The sequence below is a fragment of the uncultured Aquimarina sp. genome (assembly GCF_947492405.1).
Classification (GTDB): Bacteria; Bacteroidota; Bacteroidia; order Flavobacteriales; family Flavobacteriaceae; genus Aquimarina.
The window spans coordinates 359,444-373,586 of the sequence record NZ_CANLMP010000004.1 but is presented as its reverse complement, the minus strand read 5'-3'; the positions used below and the strand labels follow the sequence as shown (position 1 = coordinate 373,586).

9 protein-coding genes are annotated in these 14,143 nt (G+C 32.5%); 7 read left to right on the top strand and 2 right to left on the bottom strand.

Annotated elements, in window-relative coordinates; genetic code table 11:
- The first annotated feature begins 1 nt into the window (after position 1).
- The 4 genes from Q0829_RS16315 to Q0829_RS16300 all read left to right on the top strand — a co-directional run bounded on the left by Q0829_RS16315 (position 2) and on the right by Q0829_RS16300 (position 6,927).
- Positions 2-2,449 (top strand): GNAT family N-acetyltransferase, encoded by a 2,448-nt coding sequence (locus Q0829_RS16315; RefSeq protein WP_298545097.1) that lies wholly within the window; start codon positions 2-4, stop codon positions 2,447-2,449.
- A 13-nt stretch (positions 2,450-2,462) separates the two neighbouring features.
- Entirely contained in the window at positions 2,463-4,907 is a 2,445-nt protein-coding gene (locus Q0829_RS16310) for a GNAT family N-acetyltransferase (RefSeq protein ID WP_298545095.1), read from the top strand.
- Between the two features lie 69 nt (positions 4,908-4,976).
- A complete protein-coding gene (locus Q0829_RS16305) occupies positions 4,977-6,095 on the top strand; it encodes a heparan-alpha-glucosaminide N-acetyltransferase domain-containing protein (protein ID WP_298545093.1) in 1,119 nt (372 codons plus the stop codon).
- 4 nt (positions 6,096-6,099) lie between these two features.
- Positions 6,100-6,927, top strand: coding sequence for a crotonase/enoyl-CoA hydratase family protein (locus Q0829_RS16300; RefSeq protein ID WP_298545090.1), 828 nt, complete (start codon positions 6,100-6,102; stop codon positions 6,925-6,927).
- A gap of 1 nt (position 6,928) precedes the next feature.
- Here Q0829_RS16300 and Q0829_RS16295 read toward each other — a convergent pair whose 3' ends face one another.
- Positions 6,929-7,948, bottom strand: a complete 1,020-nt coding sequence (locus Q0829_RS16295; RefSeq protein ID WP_298545087.1) for an AraC family transcriptional regulator — start codon at positions 7,946-7,948, stop codon at positions 6,929-6,931.
- Positions 7,949-8,098: 150 nt separating this feature from the next.
- Between Q0829_RS16295 and Q0829_RS16290 the strand changes: the two genes are divergently transcribed.
- From Q0829_RS16290 to Q0829_RS16280, 3 genes are all read left to right on the top strand, one after another.
- Entirely contained in the window at positions 8,099-10,435 is a 2,337-nt protein-coding gene (locus tag Q0829_RS16290) for a TonB-dependent receptor (protein WP_298545645.1), read from the top strand.
- A gap of 31 nt (positions 10,436-10,466) precedes the next feature.
- On the top strand, positions 10,467-11,744 hold the full coding sequence (locus Q0829_RS16285) for a DUF4374 domain-containing protein (RefSeq protein ID WP_298545085.1): 1,278 nt from the start codon (positions 10,467-10,469) through the stop codon (positions 11,742-11,744).
- Positions 11,745-11,834: 90 nt separating this feature from the next.
- Positions 11,835-13,031 carry a PepSY-associated TM helix domain-containing protein gene (locus Q0829_RS16280; RefSeq protein WP_298545082.1) on the top strand — a complete coding sequence of 399 codons (1,197 nt, stop codon included), beginning with the start codon at positions 11,835-11,837 and terminating at the stop codon, positions 13,029-13,031.
- Between the two features lie 269 nt (positions 13,032-13,300).
- Here the strand turns inward: Q0829_RS16280 and Q0829_RS16275 are convergent, their stop codons facing one another.
- On the bottom strand, positions 13,301-14,122 hold the full coding sequence (locus tag Q0829_RS16275) for a dolichyl-phosphate beta-glucosyltransferase (RefSeq protein WP_298545079.1): 822 nt from the start codon (positions 14,120-14,122) through the stop codon (positions 13,301-13,303).
- Positions 14,123-14,143 lie beyond the last annotated feature (21 nt).

Here is a 14,143-nt window from a genome sequence, read left to right as displayed (position 1 = left end):
TATGAAACAAAATAAAGATCATATACAGTATCTCGATAATTATTTGTTCAGCAAAACTTTTGAAGAATTGGGAGCGATCGAAATACGTCATTTCAGAATTACCCAAGATAGTGAAATACTGCATCAATGGGTAAATATGGAATATGCCGTGTTTTGGGGAATGCAAGGATATTCACTGACTCAGGTCGAACAAGAATATGCTAAACTCTTGCAACCAGATCACTATGATATTTTTGTTGGAGTTTATAACAACAAGATAGTTTTTGTATTAGAAAAGTATGATCCTACTAAAGATGTTATAGGTAGTTTATATGCTGCTACTCAAGATGATTGTGGTATCCATATTATAGTAGCTCCTCCGATTGTACGAATTCCAAATTTTACCTGGTACTTATTTGATACCATTATGGATTTTGTATTTCAGGACGAAACGATCAATAGAATCTTAGTAGAACCGGATATACGGAATAAAAAAATGTTCGCCTTATGCCAGCGAATTGGTTTTCAACTTGATAAAATAGTTGAACTTCCTTATAAAACAGCGCAATTAGCTTTCTTAGAAAGAAAGCATTATCAAGAAAACAAGCAAATACCAAAAATCAATAAAAGAAGTGCCATGAATACATTAGACAATGCCGTTTCGCCCCAGCAATCAATTGCTCACTTACAACCCGAAGTTTGGGTAAAAGTGAATACACTTTTTGTAGCCAAAGCTATCTGTGAATTTAGTCATGAACTTCTTATTAAACCAATAGTCTTAGAACAACTTAAAGATGGATGGAATAGTTATATCTTAAAAACAGATAATCCTACGATACAATATCAATTTAATGCAAAACCATTGGCATTGAATCATTTATATATAGAGCATCAATCCATCAAAAAATATGAAGAAAGTGAATCTGTAGTCATAGATGGTATTTTGTTTATCAAAGAATGTAGGCAACAACTAGGGATTAAGGATTCACAGATGCCTGTATATTTAGAGGAAATTATTAGTACTTTATATGGAAGTGCATTTAAGTTTTTAAAAGGAAATCCAACTTCAGAAGAGCTTGCGACCGCAGATTTTCAAACGATTGAACAGTCCATGACCGAGGGGCATCCTGGTTTTGTCGCTAATAATGGACGTATTGGTTTTGATAGTAGTGATTATAGGTCGTATGCTCCTGAAGCCGGTAATTCTTTTTCTTTACTTTGGTTAGCGGGTCATAAAAGTAGAGCCGTATATGCAGCTACTGATACTTTACCATACGATGTTTTGATACGACAAGAATTAGATGCAGATACACTAAAAAATTTTAGAGAAAGTATACAAAATAGAGGTTTTGATCCGGATGAATATTTTTTTATTCCTATGCATCCATGGCAATGGTTTAATAAGTTAGCCAATATTTTTTCACCAGAAATTGCTACAGGAAATCTAATCTGTTTAGGATATGGTCCGGATCAATACCTCGCTCAGCAATCCATTAGAACATTGTTTAATAATACCAACCCGAAGAAGTTTTACACAAAAACGGCACTTTCTATTTTAAACATGGGCTTTATGAGAGGGCTTCCTTTATATTATTTAGGAACTGCTCCCAAAATGGCAATTTGGTTAGAAGAGTTATTATACAATGATCCATATATTCAAGAGACTGGATTTAGAATGCTTAGTGAAATTGCTTCAGTAAGTTATGTAAATCCATATTTCGAAGAGTTTGGAGTGCATAACGATTATAATAAAATGTTAGCTTCCTTATGGAGAGAAAGTCCAATGACTGCTATCAAAGGTGGACAACAACCAATGACTATGGCAGCATTTCTGCATGTCGATCATCAAGGAGAAGCATTATTACCTAAAATTATTAGTGCATCAGGTTTAACGATTGGAGATTGGTTAGGTCGATATTTAAAAGCTTATTTAAGTCCATTGCTTCATTGTTTCTACCATTTTGATTTGGTGTTTATGCCTCATGGCGAAAACATAATCATGGTATTAGAAGATCATATTCCGGTACATGCGCTATTAAAAGATATCACAGAAGAAGCATGTATTCTCAATCCAGATATTGAATTACCGGATCATCTAAAACGTATGTATGCTCCTGTTCCCGAAGATGTAAAATTACTGTCCATATTCACGGATATTTTTGACGGATTCTTTAGGTTTATGTCACATGTTTTAGAGGCCCATGCTGGATTTTCTGAAACAGATTTTTGGAGTGTTGTAGCAAATAATATACACGAATATCAAGATCGATATCCAGAAAAAGAAGCTAAGTTTAAACAGTATGATTTATTCTCTTCAGAATTTCACTTGTCTTGCCTAAACAGATTGCAATTAAATAATCATAAACAAATGATTGATTTAGATGACCCTGTAGCATTATTACAATTTGCAGGAAAGCTAGAAAATCCAATTGCAGCTTATAGAAAAGATTTGGCAACTGCAATTTCCTAATTTAATAATACTCATGGAAGATATTACAACAGCAGAAAATATTGTTTTTTCGAGGACTATTGAAAATTTTGGAACGATTCAACTGCGCCATTTAGATTTTGAGGTGGATATCAAAACTATTTATGCGTGGGTAACTAATCCTTATGCTAAATATTGGGGGATGCTTGAGAAATCACTTGATGAAGTATATTCAGAATATACTGCATTGGTTTCTAGAGAAGATTATGATGTTTTCATAGGAGTTTATAATGGAGAACCTGTTTTCTTAATGGAAAAATATAAAGCCTCGACAGATAGAATTGCTGACTATTATTCAGCTAAAGATGCTGATTATGGGATGCATATTTTGGTAGCACCATCGGAAATTAAAATAACTGGTTTTACATGGAATGTATTTAGTACCGTACTCGAATATTTCTTTGAGTTACCGTATGTAAAGCGAATAGTAGTAGAGCCAGATGTAAGAAATGAAAAGATCCATATCCTTAATAAAAAAGCTGGATTTATATATCAAAAAGAGATCAACCTACCTGAGAAAAAAGCTGCATTAGCTTTTTGTGAGGAGATAGACTATCGAAAAGCAAAAAAAATAGTGCTCGAAAAAACAAGATTAATGAACAACTTACATACGATCAATCCGCTAATTTCATCAATTAATCATCTTAATCCCGGTATTTGGAACAGCGTAAATAGATCATTAGTGTGTAAAGCTATCAGCGAATTTTCCCATGAGCTAATATTAAAACCACAACTAAAAACTAAAAGTGATACGCTTACTAACTATGTCCTAATTGCAGATACACCAGGAATTACATACGAGTTTAATGCTCAAATACGCGCTCTAGATCATTGGGATATCGATGAAACTTCTATTATAAAAAAAGTCAATGACAATTCAGAACCTATAGATGCCCTGGCATTTATTGTTGATTTTGTATATACGCTAGAAATCCCAAAACACTTACTTTCTGTTTATTTAGAAGAGATTTCTAGTACATTATCTGGTGCGGCTTATAAAAGAGCGCACAATGATTTTTCATCAAGAGAATTAATAAATAGTTCTTTTCAGATAATAGAACATGCAATGACCGAAGGGCATCCTTGTTTTGTAGCAAATAATGGAAGAATTGGTTTTGATAGTAAAGAGTATATGCAATATGCTCCAGAAGCTGATCAACCATTTAAAATTTATTGGTTAGCCGGTCATAAAAGTAAAACTACTTATACAGCTACTCATAGATTTGAATACAAATCGTTAATGCGAAAAGAACTTGGTGTTCAGATGATTGCCGAATTTAATACAAAACTGGAGTCATTAGGTTTGGACACTACATCGTATATATTTATTCCTGTTCATCCTTGGCAATGGAATAATAAGATACTTCAGGTATTTGCAGCAGATATTGCGAATCAAAATCTAGTGTTCCTTGGTGAAAGTGAAGATTATTTCTCGGCGCAACAATCAATTCGAACACTTTATAATACAAGTAATCCACAAAAAATGTACACTAAAACTGCTTTGTCTATTTTAAATATGGGATTCATGAGAGGATTATCACCTTACTATATGCAGAGCACACCATACATTACTACCTGGATTACTGAATTACTGGAGAAAGATACATATCTTAAAAAAACAGGTTTTATGATGTTAGGAGAAGTTGCCACTGTTGGTTTTCAAAATACCTATTATGAAGTATTAGGAAAAACAAATCCTCATAACAAGATGTTATCTGCTTTATGGAGAGAAAGTCCGCACTCTAAAATCAAAAAGAATCAGCAATTAATGACCATGGCGGCCTTACTACACATCGACGCTAAAGGTGATTCATTGATTTCAGAATTAATTAAAGCTTCCTCTTGCGATACCACTATGTGGATTCGTACATACTTGAATGTATACCTAACACCTTTATTACACTGTTTTTATAAGTATGGTTTTGTTTTTATGCCTCACGGAGAAAATATTATTATGGTTTTAGAAAATCATAGTCCCGTAAAAATCTTAATGAAAGATATCACAGAAGAAGTGATTGTGTTTAATCCCGATCTTGAGCTACCAGAAAAAGTAAAACGATTATATACAAAGACTTCTGATAAGATGAAAGTACTAACCATCTTTACCGACGTTTTTGAGTGCTTTTTTAGGTTCCTAGCTCCAATCCTAGAAAGAGATCTTGAGTATTCTGAGAATGAATTTTGGAAAGAAGTAGCATTTTGTATTCGTTCTTATCAATCAGAACATCCAGAATTACAGACAGAATTTGATAAGTACGATCTTTTTGTACCGAAATTTGATCGATGTTGTCTGAATAGATTACAACTAAAAAATACGCAGCAAATGCTAAATCTTGCAGATCCAATGGCAAGTCTCATCCTAGAAGGAACTTTACAAAACCCTATTGCTCAATTTAAAAATAGTATTAAGAATGAAGATTCATTGGAACTGTCACACTGAGTTGGACAAAGTATCGAAATACCAATCGAAAAAACTAACAATTACTAATGTACCTTTTATCAAAAGAATATGTCAACTATAAAATCAAATAGAATATTAGCAATAGACCTAGCAAGAGGAGTAAGTGTATTAATGGTAATTATAGTCCATACATTATGGATATATGGGGATATTGCTACACAATCAGAAACTTGGTTAGGGTCCGTAGTCCATTTTATAGGAAAAGGAACACCTATGTTTTTAATTGCAATGGGAGTATCTTTTACATTATCTCGGAATCAAAGTGTGCTATTATCGATCAAGAGAGCCTTTTATATTTTAGGTGTTGGATATTTAATGAATTTTTTAAAATTTGTGCTTCCCGTTCTTGTAGGTACGGTACCAAATAATTTTATAGAAGCGTATGGATGGACAACACCCGTAAGTCTGGATAATATGATCTATATGTTAGGTACAGGGGATATACTTCAGTTAGCTGGAGTTTCATTACTGTTTATGGGACTTATAAACAAGCTTTCTAAAAATAAATATGTGCCATTGATTATAGCTTTTTGTATCGCAATCGTTACTAAAGAAATACACGGTTTTCGATTGGGAGTTAGAGGAGTAGATTATGTTTTAGACCTGCTTTGGGGAGCGGAGTGGAACGTATATTTTGCAGTATTTCCTTGGTTTTCTTTTATCCTTATTGGAATGTTCTTTGGTATGTGGTATAAAGAAAGAAATAAAAGCACAAATTACTTATTTAGGAGAATGTTACTAGCAGGGATTGCATTGATGATTATAGGTGGAGGATTATGTTATTATAATTTTGAATATCATTTTGGAGATTATTTCCATCTTGGTCCTGGAGGAACATTGTATCTGGCTGGTTTCAATCTTGTATTACTTTGGATTGCACAATTATTAGTAACAAGAATTAAAGAAAACAACATCTTTAGATTCCTCTATTATTGCAGTAAACGAGTAACTACAATTTACATTATTCAATGGGTGATTATTTGCTGGGGAATGGGTGCCTTAGGCTACCAAGAATTTGGAGTTACAGGCGTACTTCTACTAATTCCATTTTATATTTTGTTAACCCTAGGAGTTCAAAAGTTTGGGTTAGATAAATTACTTTCTAAAACAAAATCGAAAAAACAAACCCGCATAGCCAAAAAAAGAATGGTAATTTCAAAATCATGACACTATGAGACAGTTTGATTGCATTTCCATTGAGTATTTTAAAAAAGAAGAACTCTTACTGTGGAAAATAAAAGATACCGGAATGCCTAATTTTTGTTTAAAAGGTCTTCAGGAATTTAAAGAGTTCTGTATTTGGGTTCAGGAATATTTTTCGCATCCAGATAGACCGTTAAAATTTATAGTTTCAGGATCAGAACATCACGATGTTTATAATATGGGAGGAGATCTTTCATATTTCTTAGATAGTATCAAAACTGAGAATATATCTAAATTAAGAACTTATGCGCATTTATGTATCGATGCTATTTATAATATGTATACATCGTTTGGATTACCGGTTATAACAATTGCATTGGTAGAAGGTAATGCCTATGGAGGAGGATTTGAATGTGCATTGGCGCATGATTTTATAGTTGCAGAAGAAGGTGTTAAGTTTTGTTTACCTGAAAATAAGTTCAACTTGTTTCCGGGTATGGGAGCACATAGTTTATTAATTCGTAGAGTGAGTAAGGTGGATGCCGACATACTAATTAGAAGCGGGGATACTTATAAAGCAAAGTATTTACAGACGTTAGGCTTAGTAGAAAACATTGCTCAGAAAGGTGGCGCTATTCTTGAGCTATATAGATTTACCAAAATGATAAAAGAACGATTTAATTTTGAATATCATCATATTCAATGTAAAAAAATGATCAATCCTTTATCAAAGGAAGAGTTGTTAAAAATCACAGATCTATGGGTGCAGGCATGCATAAAAGTTAATACTTTTGATCTAAGGAAAATGGAAATTTTGGTAAATGCTCAATTTAGGAAAGTTAAAATGACTAATTAAATTATACTTTTTCGTTTTCAGAAGTATTTCTATATTTTTTGGGAGTAATCCCTTCTATTTTTTTGAAAGCAGCTGTAAAGTGCGTAGAGTTCTTATAGCCTACTAATTCTGATATTTCATAAATTGGGTTTTTGCTGTGAAGTAATAATTGCTTTGCTTTATTCATTCTTAATTCAATAGCATATTCAAAAATTGTTTTCCCAAATAAGATTTTAAACTCTCTTTTCAGTACAAAATCGTTTAATCCTACCTGTCTTGATAATTGATGAATAGCATGCTGTTTAGATAGATCAGAAGAAATTATATGTTGTACTTGATATAGTTTCTTTAGTAGGTTATCGATAGGAAGTTTATGTGCAGTTTGAGAGGATGTTTGAGTATTCTGTAATTTTAATGCTACCAATTCTAGCGTTTTGGACTCTAGAAATAATCGTTTTAATAAACCTTTTCGTTGATCACTTAAAATTTCTGAAAGTATATCCTGAGTTTTGGTGCACAAAGGTTTTAAAAAATGATCCTGAAGCTTTAATAAAGAATAGTTTTCTAAAATATTATAATCTTCATTGAGTTTATGTCTTTTTATAAAATCCATACTCATCCTGATTTTAACCTCTTTAAGACGTTTTCGTTTATGATAAACAATACTACCTTTAATGTTTGTTAAATATAAAAAATAACATTCCTGACTTTCATAAATCAGATCTTTTGGGATACCATTAATTTTGATAATTTGTTCTCCTTCTATAAGAAAAGACATTTCTAGGAAATCTTTATAAAGTTCTCCCTCCAGTCTTAGGTTCTTTTTTAATAGAACATCAAAAATAAAGATCGATAACCCTTCAAATTGATGCGTCTGAAGTGATCCTATACCAAACTGTTTCAGGAATTGAAATTTTTTTGAAACTATACCGCATTGTTCTTTAGATGTTATCACTTCTGTAACAGCTGATAAGGTGTCTATCTTTTTTGGGTCTTGTATTTCGGTTTTAAGCGACGTCTTTTCGCGTCTTTTTTTATCCATAATGCGTCATTTTTCTCTTCCCTTAGATCCTAATTTTGCATTTTAATTTTATTTAGACTAATTATAAATAATATATTTGAAGTCGCTAAAATAAATAAAAAATTGTTACAGTCAGTGGTTATTTTAAAAAGAAAAAATAGTGTCTTTTTGATGCTTTTGGTTACGCTCTTTTGTCAAGGTCAGGAGCTATTACAAGGCGTTGTTATGGATCAAAATTCAAATCCTATACCAGGAGCTTCGATTAAAGTATCGGAACTTAAAAATACAGGAACGATTACTGATTTTAATGGGAAGTTTACGCTTAGCCTGCCAGAAGGGACATACACTCTCAAAACCAGCTATATTGGATTCGAGACCCAATTATCTAACATTCATATAAACCCATCCGAAGAAACGTACATAAAAATAATTCTTAAACAGAGCATAGAAGAATTAACAGATGTTATCATTAAGGGAAAAACGGCAGCTCAAAAAACCAAAGAAAAAGCCTTTGAAGTAGAAGTTATTGAAACCAAAGGGTTAAAGAATAGTAGTGTAGATATTAATGCTATTTTGACAACAATACCCGGAGTGAATGTTCGACAGCGAGGAGGACTAGGGTCAGCTTTTGATTTCTCTTTAAATGGATTGTCTGGTAAGCAAGTAAAGTTTTTTATAGACGGTATTCCAATTGAAAATTTTGGGAGTTCCTTATCTCTGAATAATTTTCCAGCTACGCTTATAGAAAGAGCAGAAGTCTATAAAGGTGTAGTCCCTATTTATTTAGGAGCAGATGCGTTGGGTGGTGCAGTGAATATTATTACAAATCAACGTAAAAAAGATTTTCTGGATGTGTCTTATGACGCAGGCTCTTTTAATACACATCGCGCTACAGTGAATGGTCAGCATTACAATAAGAAAGGTTGGATGTTTCAGCTATCCTCATTTTATAACTATTCTGATAATAACTATGAGATTGATGATATTGAAGTAAGAGATGAATTAGGAAATGATACCGGCATCAGAAGAGATAATGTAGAACGATTTCACGATGCTTATAACTCACAAATGGTACGCGTACAAACTGGATTAGTTGATAAATCATATGCGGATCGATTGATTATTGGCTTTACAGTATCTGCAAATGAAAATGAAGTACAACATCCGATAGACCCACAAAATCCGTTTGGGGAAGTTTTTAGCGAAAATGATATTATTTCTGGATCTATCGAATTCGAGAAAAATAATCTTATTAAAGAAAGATTAAAGCTAAAAATTTACGGTTCTATTACGCAAAACAATGAAAGAGTTGTAGATACTTCGTCTCGTAAATATGACTGGTTTGGAAATTTTATTGAGCGTGGAGATCAAACACTAGGAGAATTTGAAGCCAGTAAAACACTATTTGAATTTAAAGATAATCTTCATCTAATAAATGCATTAGCTTCATATACTTTTAATGAATCAAATACACTGAATTTTAGTTATACTAAAAACTACATTCGACGTAAAGGAGAAGATGCGGCTAGAACAGGAAGAATTGCTTTTGAAGATCCTCATATTGTAAATAAAAACATACTAGGATTTTCTTATGATATCAAGCTGCTGGATACTCGATGGGATACTTCTATTTTTTCTAAAGGATATTTGTTAAACTCTGAAGGGATTGTCGAAGACCTTTTTACAAGCGTAGAAGAAGAAAGGTTTACACGATTCGAAAATACTTTTGAAGAATTGGGATATGGTGTTGCTACGACCTACAAAATTCTTGACAATCTTCAAGTCAAAGGATCCTTTGAAAGAACCTTTAGAATTCCTGAAGGTTATGAGGTCTTTGGAGATGGTTTTTTATTGAAATCAAACCCAACCTTATCACAAGAGAAAAGTTATAATGTCAATCTCGGAGCACTTTTCAATAGCGATTTTAATGGTTTCAAACTTCAGATGGATACGAATCTGTTTTTTAGAGAGTCTGAGAATTTTATAGCAATTAGGTCAGAAGGCATCTTTTCCAGATACTATAATACTGCCGATGCCAGAAGTACGGGTGTAGAAGGAGAAATAAGAATGTTGTATAACTCGTTCTTTCTGGATGTAAATGCTACCTATCAAAATATCATTGATAGAAACGCTGGAGAAAATGCAGGTGTAGATTTTTTAAGAAACCAGCGAATAGCCAATATTCCTTATCTATTCGGAAACGCTCGTATCGGAGGAGCATTCGAAAATATACTTGCTAAAAAGGACCAATTAAATATTTCCTGGAGCACGTATTATGTTCACGATTATCCACTTACATCTTTCGTAGAAGGAAACCCAGAAGATAGAGATATCATACCAGAACAGATTTCACATAATCTAGCGCTGGGATATTCTTTTGATGATGGGCGATACAATGTTTCAGTTTTAGCCAGAAATATTACAGATGCAAAAATCTATGACAATTTCGAAATTCAACAACCAGGAAGAGCTTTTTATATAAAACTTAGATACTATTTATCAAACTAAAATAAATTTTAAATATCAAAAATCATATACAATGAAAACAATACAATGGATAAAAAATGTAATGTTACTTTTAACAATAACCTTAGCGGTTACATCTTGTAGTAGCGATGATAATGGAGGGACTGTTATTGACCCGGAACCAACCTCTATGTCTAAATATGTAGTAGGATTCGAAGCATTTCCGGTTGGAGACGCAAGTCCTGTAGATTATATTTTAGAATTACCATCATTAACATCTTTAACTACAGGTGAAATCTCGGTAGAAGGTCAAGGAATTCCATTAAGAGGATGGAGATTTTTTCACGGTGCTGGAAATACAGTATTTACAGCCGGATATTCTGATGATGATAAATGTATTGCTTATCAATTAAATGAAGATGGAGCATTAGAAGAAAAAGCAAATTTCGCTTTTCAATCTACTTTAGATAATTACGCTGCCTTAGATGATGATACGTTGTTAGCTGTAGAGCTGACCTATGGAGGTTTATCGGATAAACGTTTTCATTTCGTAAACGCCACAACCGGTAAACTAGAAAAGATAGAAGAACACCCAATTGATATTGATATGGGTGATGGTACAGCAGAGAATCCTGGATCTATTCCTTGGGTTACAGGTATGGTACTAAGAGATGGTAAACTATTTATTTCTTATCATAAATGGTTAGCGGATGGATCCTTTATTACTCCAGATGTAGATCGTGCTTACGTAGCTGTGTTTACTTATCCGGAATTCGAATTAGAAAAAATAATCGAAGATGATAGAACAAGCCCGATTGGTGTTAATGGCCATAGTACAGGTATTGAACAAACAGAGAATGGAGATATCTATTCTTTTTCTACTTCTGCATTAAGTGCTGGTTTTACAGCTGCTTCTAAACCTTCAGGAATTTTAAGAATAAACAATGGAGCAACAGAATTTGATACAGATTATTTCTTTAATGTAGAAGAAGCTACTAATGGAGGAAAACTTTTTTGGATGGATTATGTTGGTAATGGAAAAGCGATTGCAAGAATAATTGTAGATGACTCTAATGGAGCTGGAGAATGGGGGGCATTTTTTAAGAAAGATGTATTTAAAATGGTGGTGATTGATTTAGTGAATCAAACTGTTACTGATGTAACTGGAGTACCAACTCATGGGCATCGTTACACATCACCAATGTTTATAGAGGATGGTAAAGCATATATTAGTAGTTCTACGGATACAGAAACATATGTTTATGTTGTAGACCCTGAAACAGCAACGGCAACAAAAGGGGCCAAAGTTCTTGGTTTAGGCCTGAAAGGAATATTTAAGATCAGTAACTAACCAAATTTTCTTAGGAAAGAGACTCCGATAAACATTTATAATTAGAAATAAGTAACTGTTTTTAAACCCCATTTATATCCAAACCCATAAATGACAAGAAAAAAAAGAAATAATAAACGTAAAAGGATTTTACAAATTCATAAAATACTAGGATTAGTTACAGGCGTAGTACTTTTTATTGTTTCCATTACTGGTTGTTTATGGGTTTTTAAAGAAGAAATTGAAGGGTTTTATGATGATTATAAATATGTGACTATTGAAAATAAAAAATTTATAACATCATCTTCTGTAAGACATATTGCAGAAGAAGTTATACCTAATAAAACAATTCATGGGGTCATTTATGGTAAACCAAACGAAGCTATAGAAGTTGTTTTTTATGAAGCAGAACCTGAAGTGTTTTACCATAGTGTTTTTTTAAATCCATATTCCGGTGAATTCATTAAAAGAATAGATAATGATACTGGCTTTTTTGGTTTTATATTAAAAGGTCATTTACGATTATGGTTGCCGGATGCCATTGGTTCCAGAATAGTATCATATTCCATTTTATTATTTTTAATAATCTTGATAAGCGGACTTTTTCTTTGGTGGCCAAAAAATAAAAAAAATTGGCGTCAGAGATTAAAATTTGATTGGAATAGTAAAACAAAATGGAAACGTAAAAATTTTGATTTACATACCGTTACAGGGTTCTATATATCTTCATTTGGGTTGATTCTAGCATTTACCGGTTGTGTGATGGCTTTTAATTGGTTTTATTTCATTGCATATAAAGCTACTGGAGGTGATAAAGCTCCACAATTTATCATCCCTAATAGTGAAAGTGTATACAATCAGAAACCGGATGATACGCCTATTTATGATCAACTCATTCCTATGTTACAAAAAAAGTATACGGACGCTAAAACATTCGAATTACATTATCCCGAAAATGATTCTACATCAATTCTTGTAGAAGTAAGTAATTCTAAAGGTCTATATTATAATATGGATTACCTTTTCTTTGATCAGAATACCTTACAAGAAATAGAGACTCCTAGTATCTATGGTAAATACAAGAATGCAAAATTTGCAGATAAAGTAATCCGTATGAATTATGATATTCATATAGGGGCAATAGGAGGTATTGCCGGGAAGATTATTGCTTTTTTGGTAAGTTTTATTTGTGCTTCACTGCCTGTGAGTGGTGTTTTGCTATGGTATGGGAGAAAGTATAAAAAGAAAAATATTATCAAATCTAATCAGGATAGTATAAGTAATGAGATAAGAAAGGAATTAATTTGATTTTTTCCTGCATTGATAAAAAAAGAATCTTCTTTGGTTACTTCTTAAGGCTGTAGCGTATTTTTTAGATCATTTTGTTTTAACTGATATTTGTATTTTTCTTTAATGATTACATGAGCATAGTTACCAGCTTTATCCGACATTATTAAGTATTGTGTTTTTATAAAGTACATTTTTAAGTTTGCTACAATCCCATATTTTTTCTTTTAAGATAGGCTCGAATTTGATTGGATAATTGATCATGGTAATCAGTTTTAGGAGATTATGAGTTATGCTACCAAAGCTGTTACTGGCATCCCAAATATTTCTATTACGGGTTCAGTTATTTGAACAGAATCAGAATACCTTAAATTTTGTAATACATTATAATTGAACCATATTGATAATAATCTGTAAGGAATCTCTAGTGAATCTTTAATCCCAAGTTTTGAGTCCTCCATATGTACCCATCTTTGTAATGGTTGTTCATAGATTTTGTTTAGGATTATTACTTTGCCAAAGTGTTTTTTCATTCTTAAAAACATTTCTACATCAAATAACCATCGGCTAAAGAAGTTTCTTTTAAATAATATAGGAACAAGCTTTGCTCTAAATACTTTAGCACCACATTGAGTGTCTTCTATTGGTAATCTTAAGATGAAGAATACTAACATCTTCACAATTTTTGAGAAAACGGCTCTTACAGAATTTTTTTCTATGGCTTCAGATGCATTCTTTGCTCGTGATCCAAATACCATACTTAATTTGTTGTTAGTTTTTAAGGTTTTTAGAAGCCCATCAAAGTCCTCAAAATCTGTAGACAAATCGGCATCAATAAACCCAATAAAAGTAATATCACCTCTACTATGAAGATATCTGGCACCAGCTCTAACCGCTGCAGCCTTACCCGCATTCTTTTTTATATCGATAACACTAACTTTAATAGGGTTTTCGGATTGTATTTTTTTTAATACAGAGATGGTATCGTCTTTGCTTCCATCATTTACAAAACATAAATGGAATTCGTTTTCTTTATTTATGAAGTCTAAGAATGCCGTTACATTTAACCTCTTTTCTTCATTATAACACGGTATGATGATTCCAGTTTTCATAGTAGATTATTTTGGGATTAC

Excerpts from the sequence above, each read along its gene's own strand:
- Q0829_RS16315 (WP_298545097.1), top strand. The coding sequence starts at position 2 with ATGAAACAAAATAAAGATCATATACAGTATCTCGATAATTATTTGTTC.
- Q0829_RS16310 (WP_298545095.1), top strand. The coding sequence starts at position 2,463 with ATGGAAGATATTACAACAGCAGAAAATATTGTTTTTTCGAGGACTATT.
- Q0829_RS16305 (WP_298545093.1), top strand. The coding sequence starts at position 4,977 with ATGTCAACTATAAAATCAAATAGAATATTAGCAATAGACCTAGCAAGA.
- Q0829_RS16300 (WP_298545090.1), top strand. The coding sequence starts at position 6,100 with ATGAGACAGTTTGATTGCATTTCCATTGAGTATTTTAAAAAAGAAGAA.
- Q0829_RS16295 (WP_298545087.1), bottom strand. The coding sequence starts at position 7,948 with ATGGATAAAAAAAGACGCGAAAAGACGTCGCTTAAAACCGAAATACAA.
- Q0829_RS16290 (WP_298545645.1), top strand. The coding sequence starts at position 8,099 with ATGCTTTTGGTTACGCTCTTTTGTCAAGGTCAGGAGCTATTACAAGGC.
- Q0829_RS16285 (WP_298545085.1), top strand. The coding sequence starts at position 10,467 with ATGAAAACAATACAATGGATAAAAAATGTAATGTTACTTTTAACAATA.
- Q0829_RS16280 (WP_298545082.1), top strand. The coding sequence starts at position 11,835 with ATGACAAGAAAAAAAAGAAATAATAAACGTAAAAGGATTTTACAAATT.
- Q0829_RS16275 (WP_298545079.1), bottom strand. The coding sequence starts at position 14,122 with ATGAAAACTGGAATCATCATACCGTGTTATAATGAAGAAAAGAGGTTA.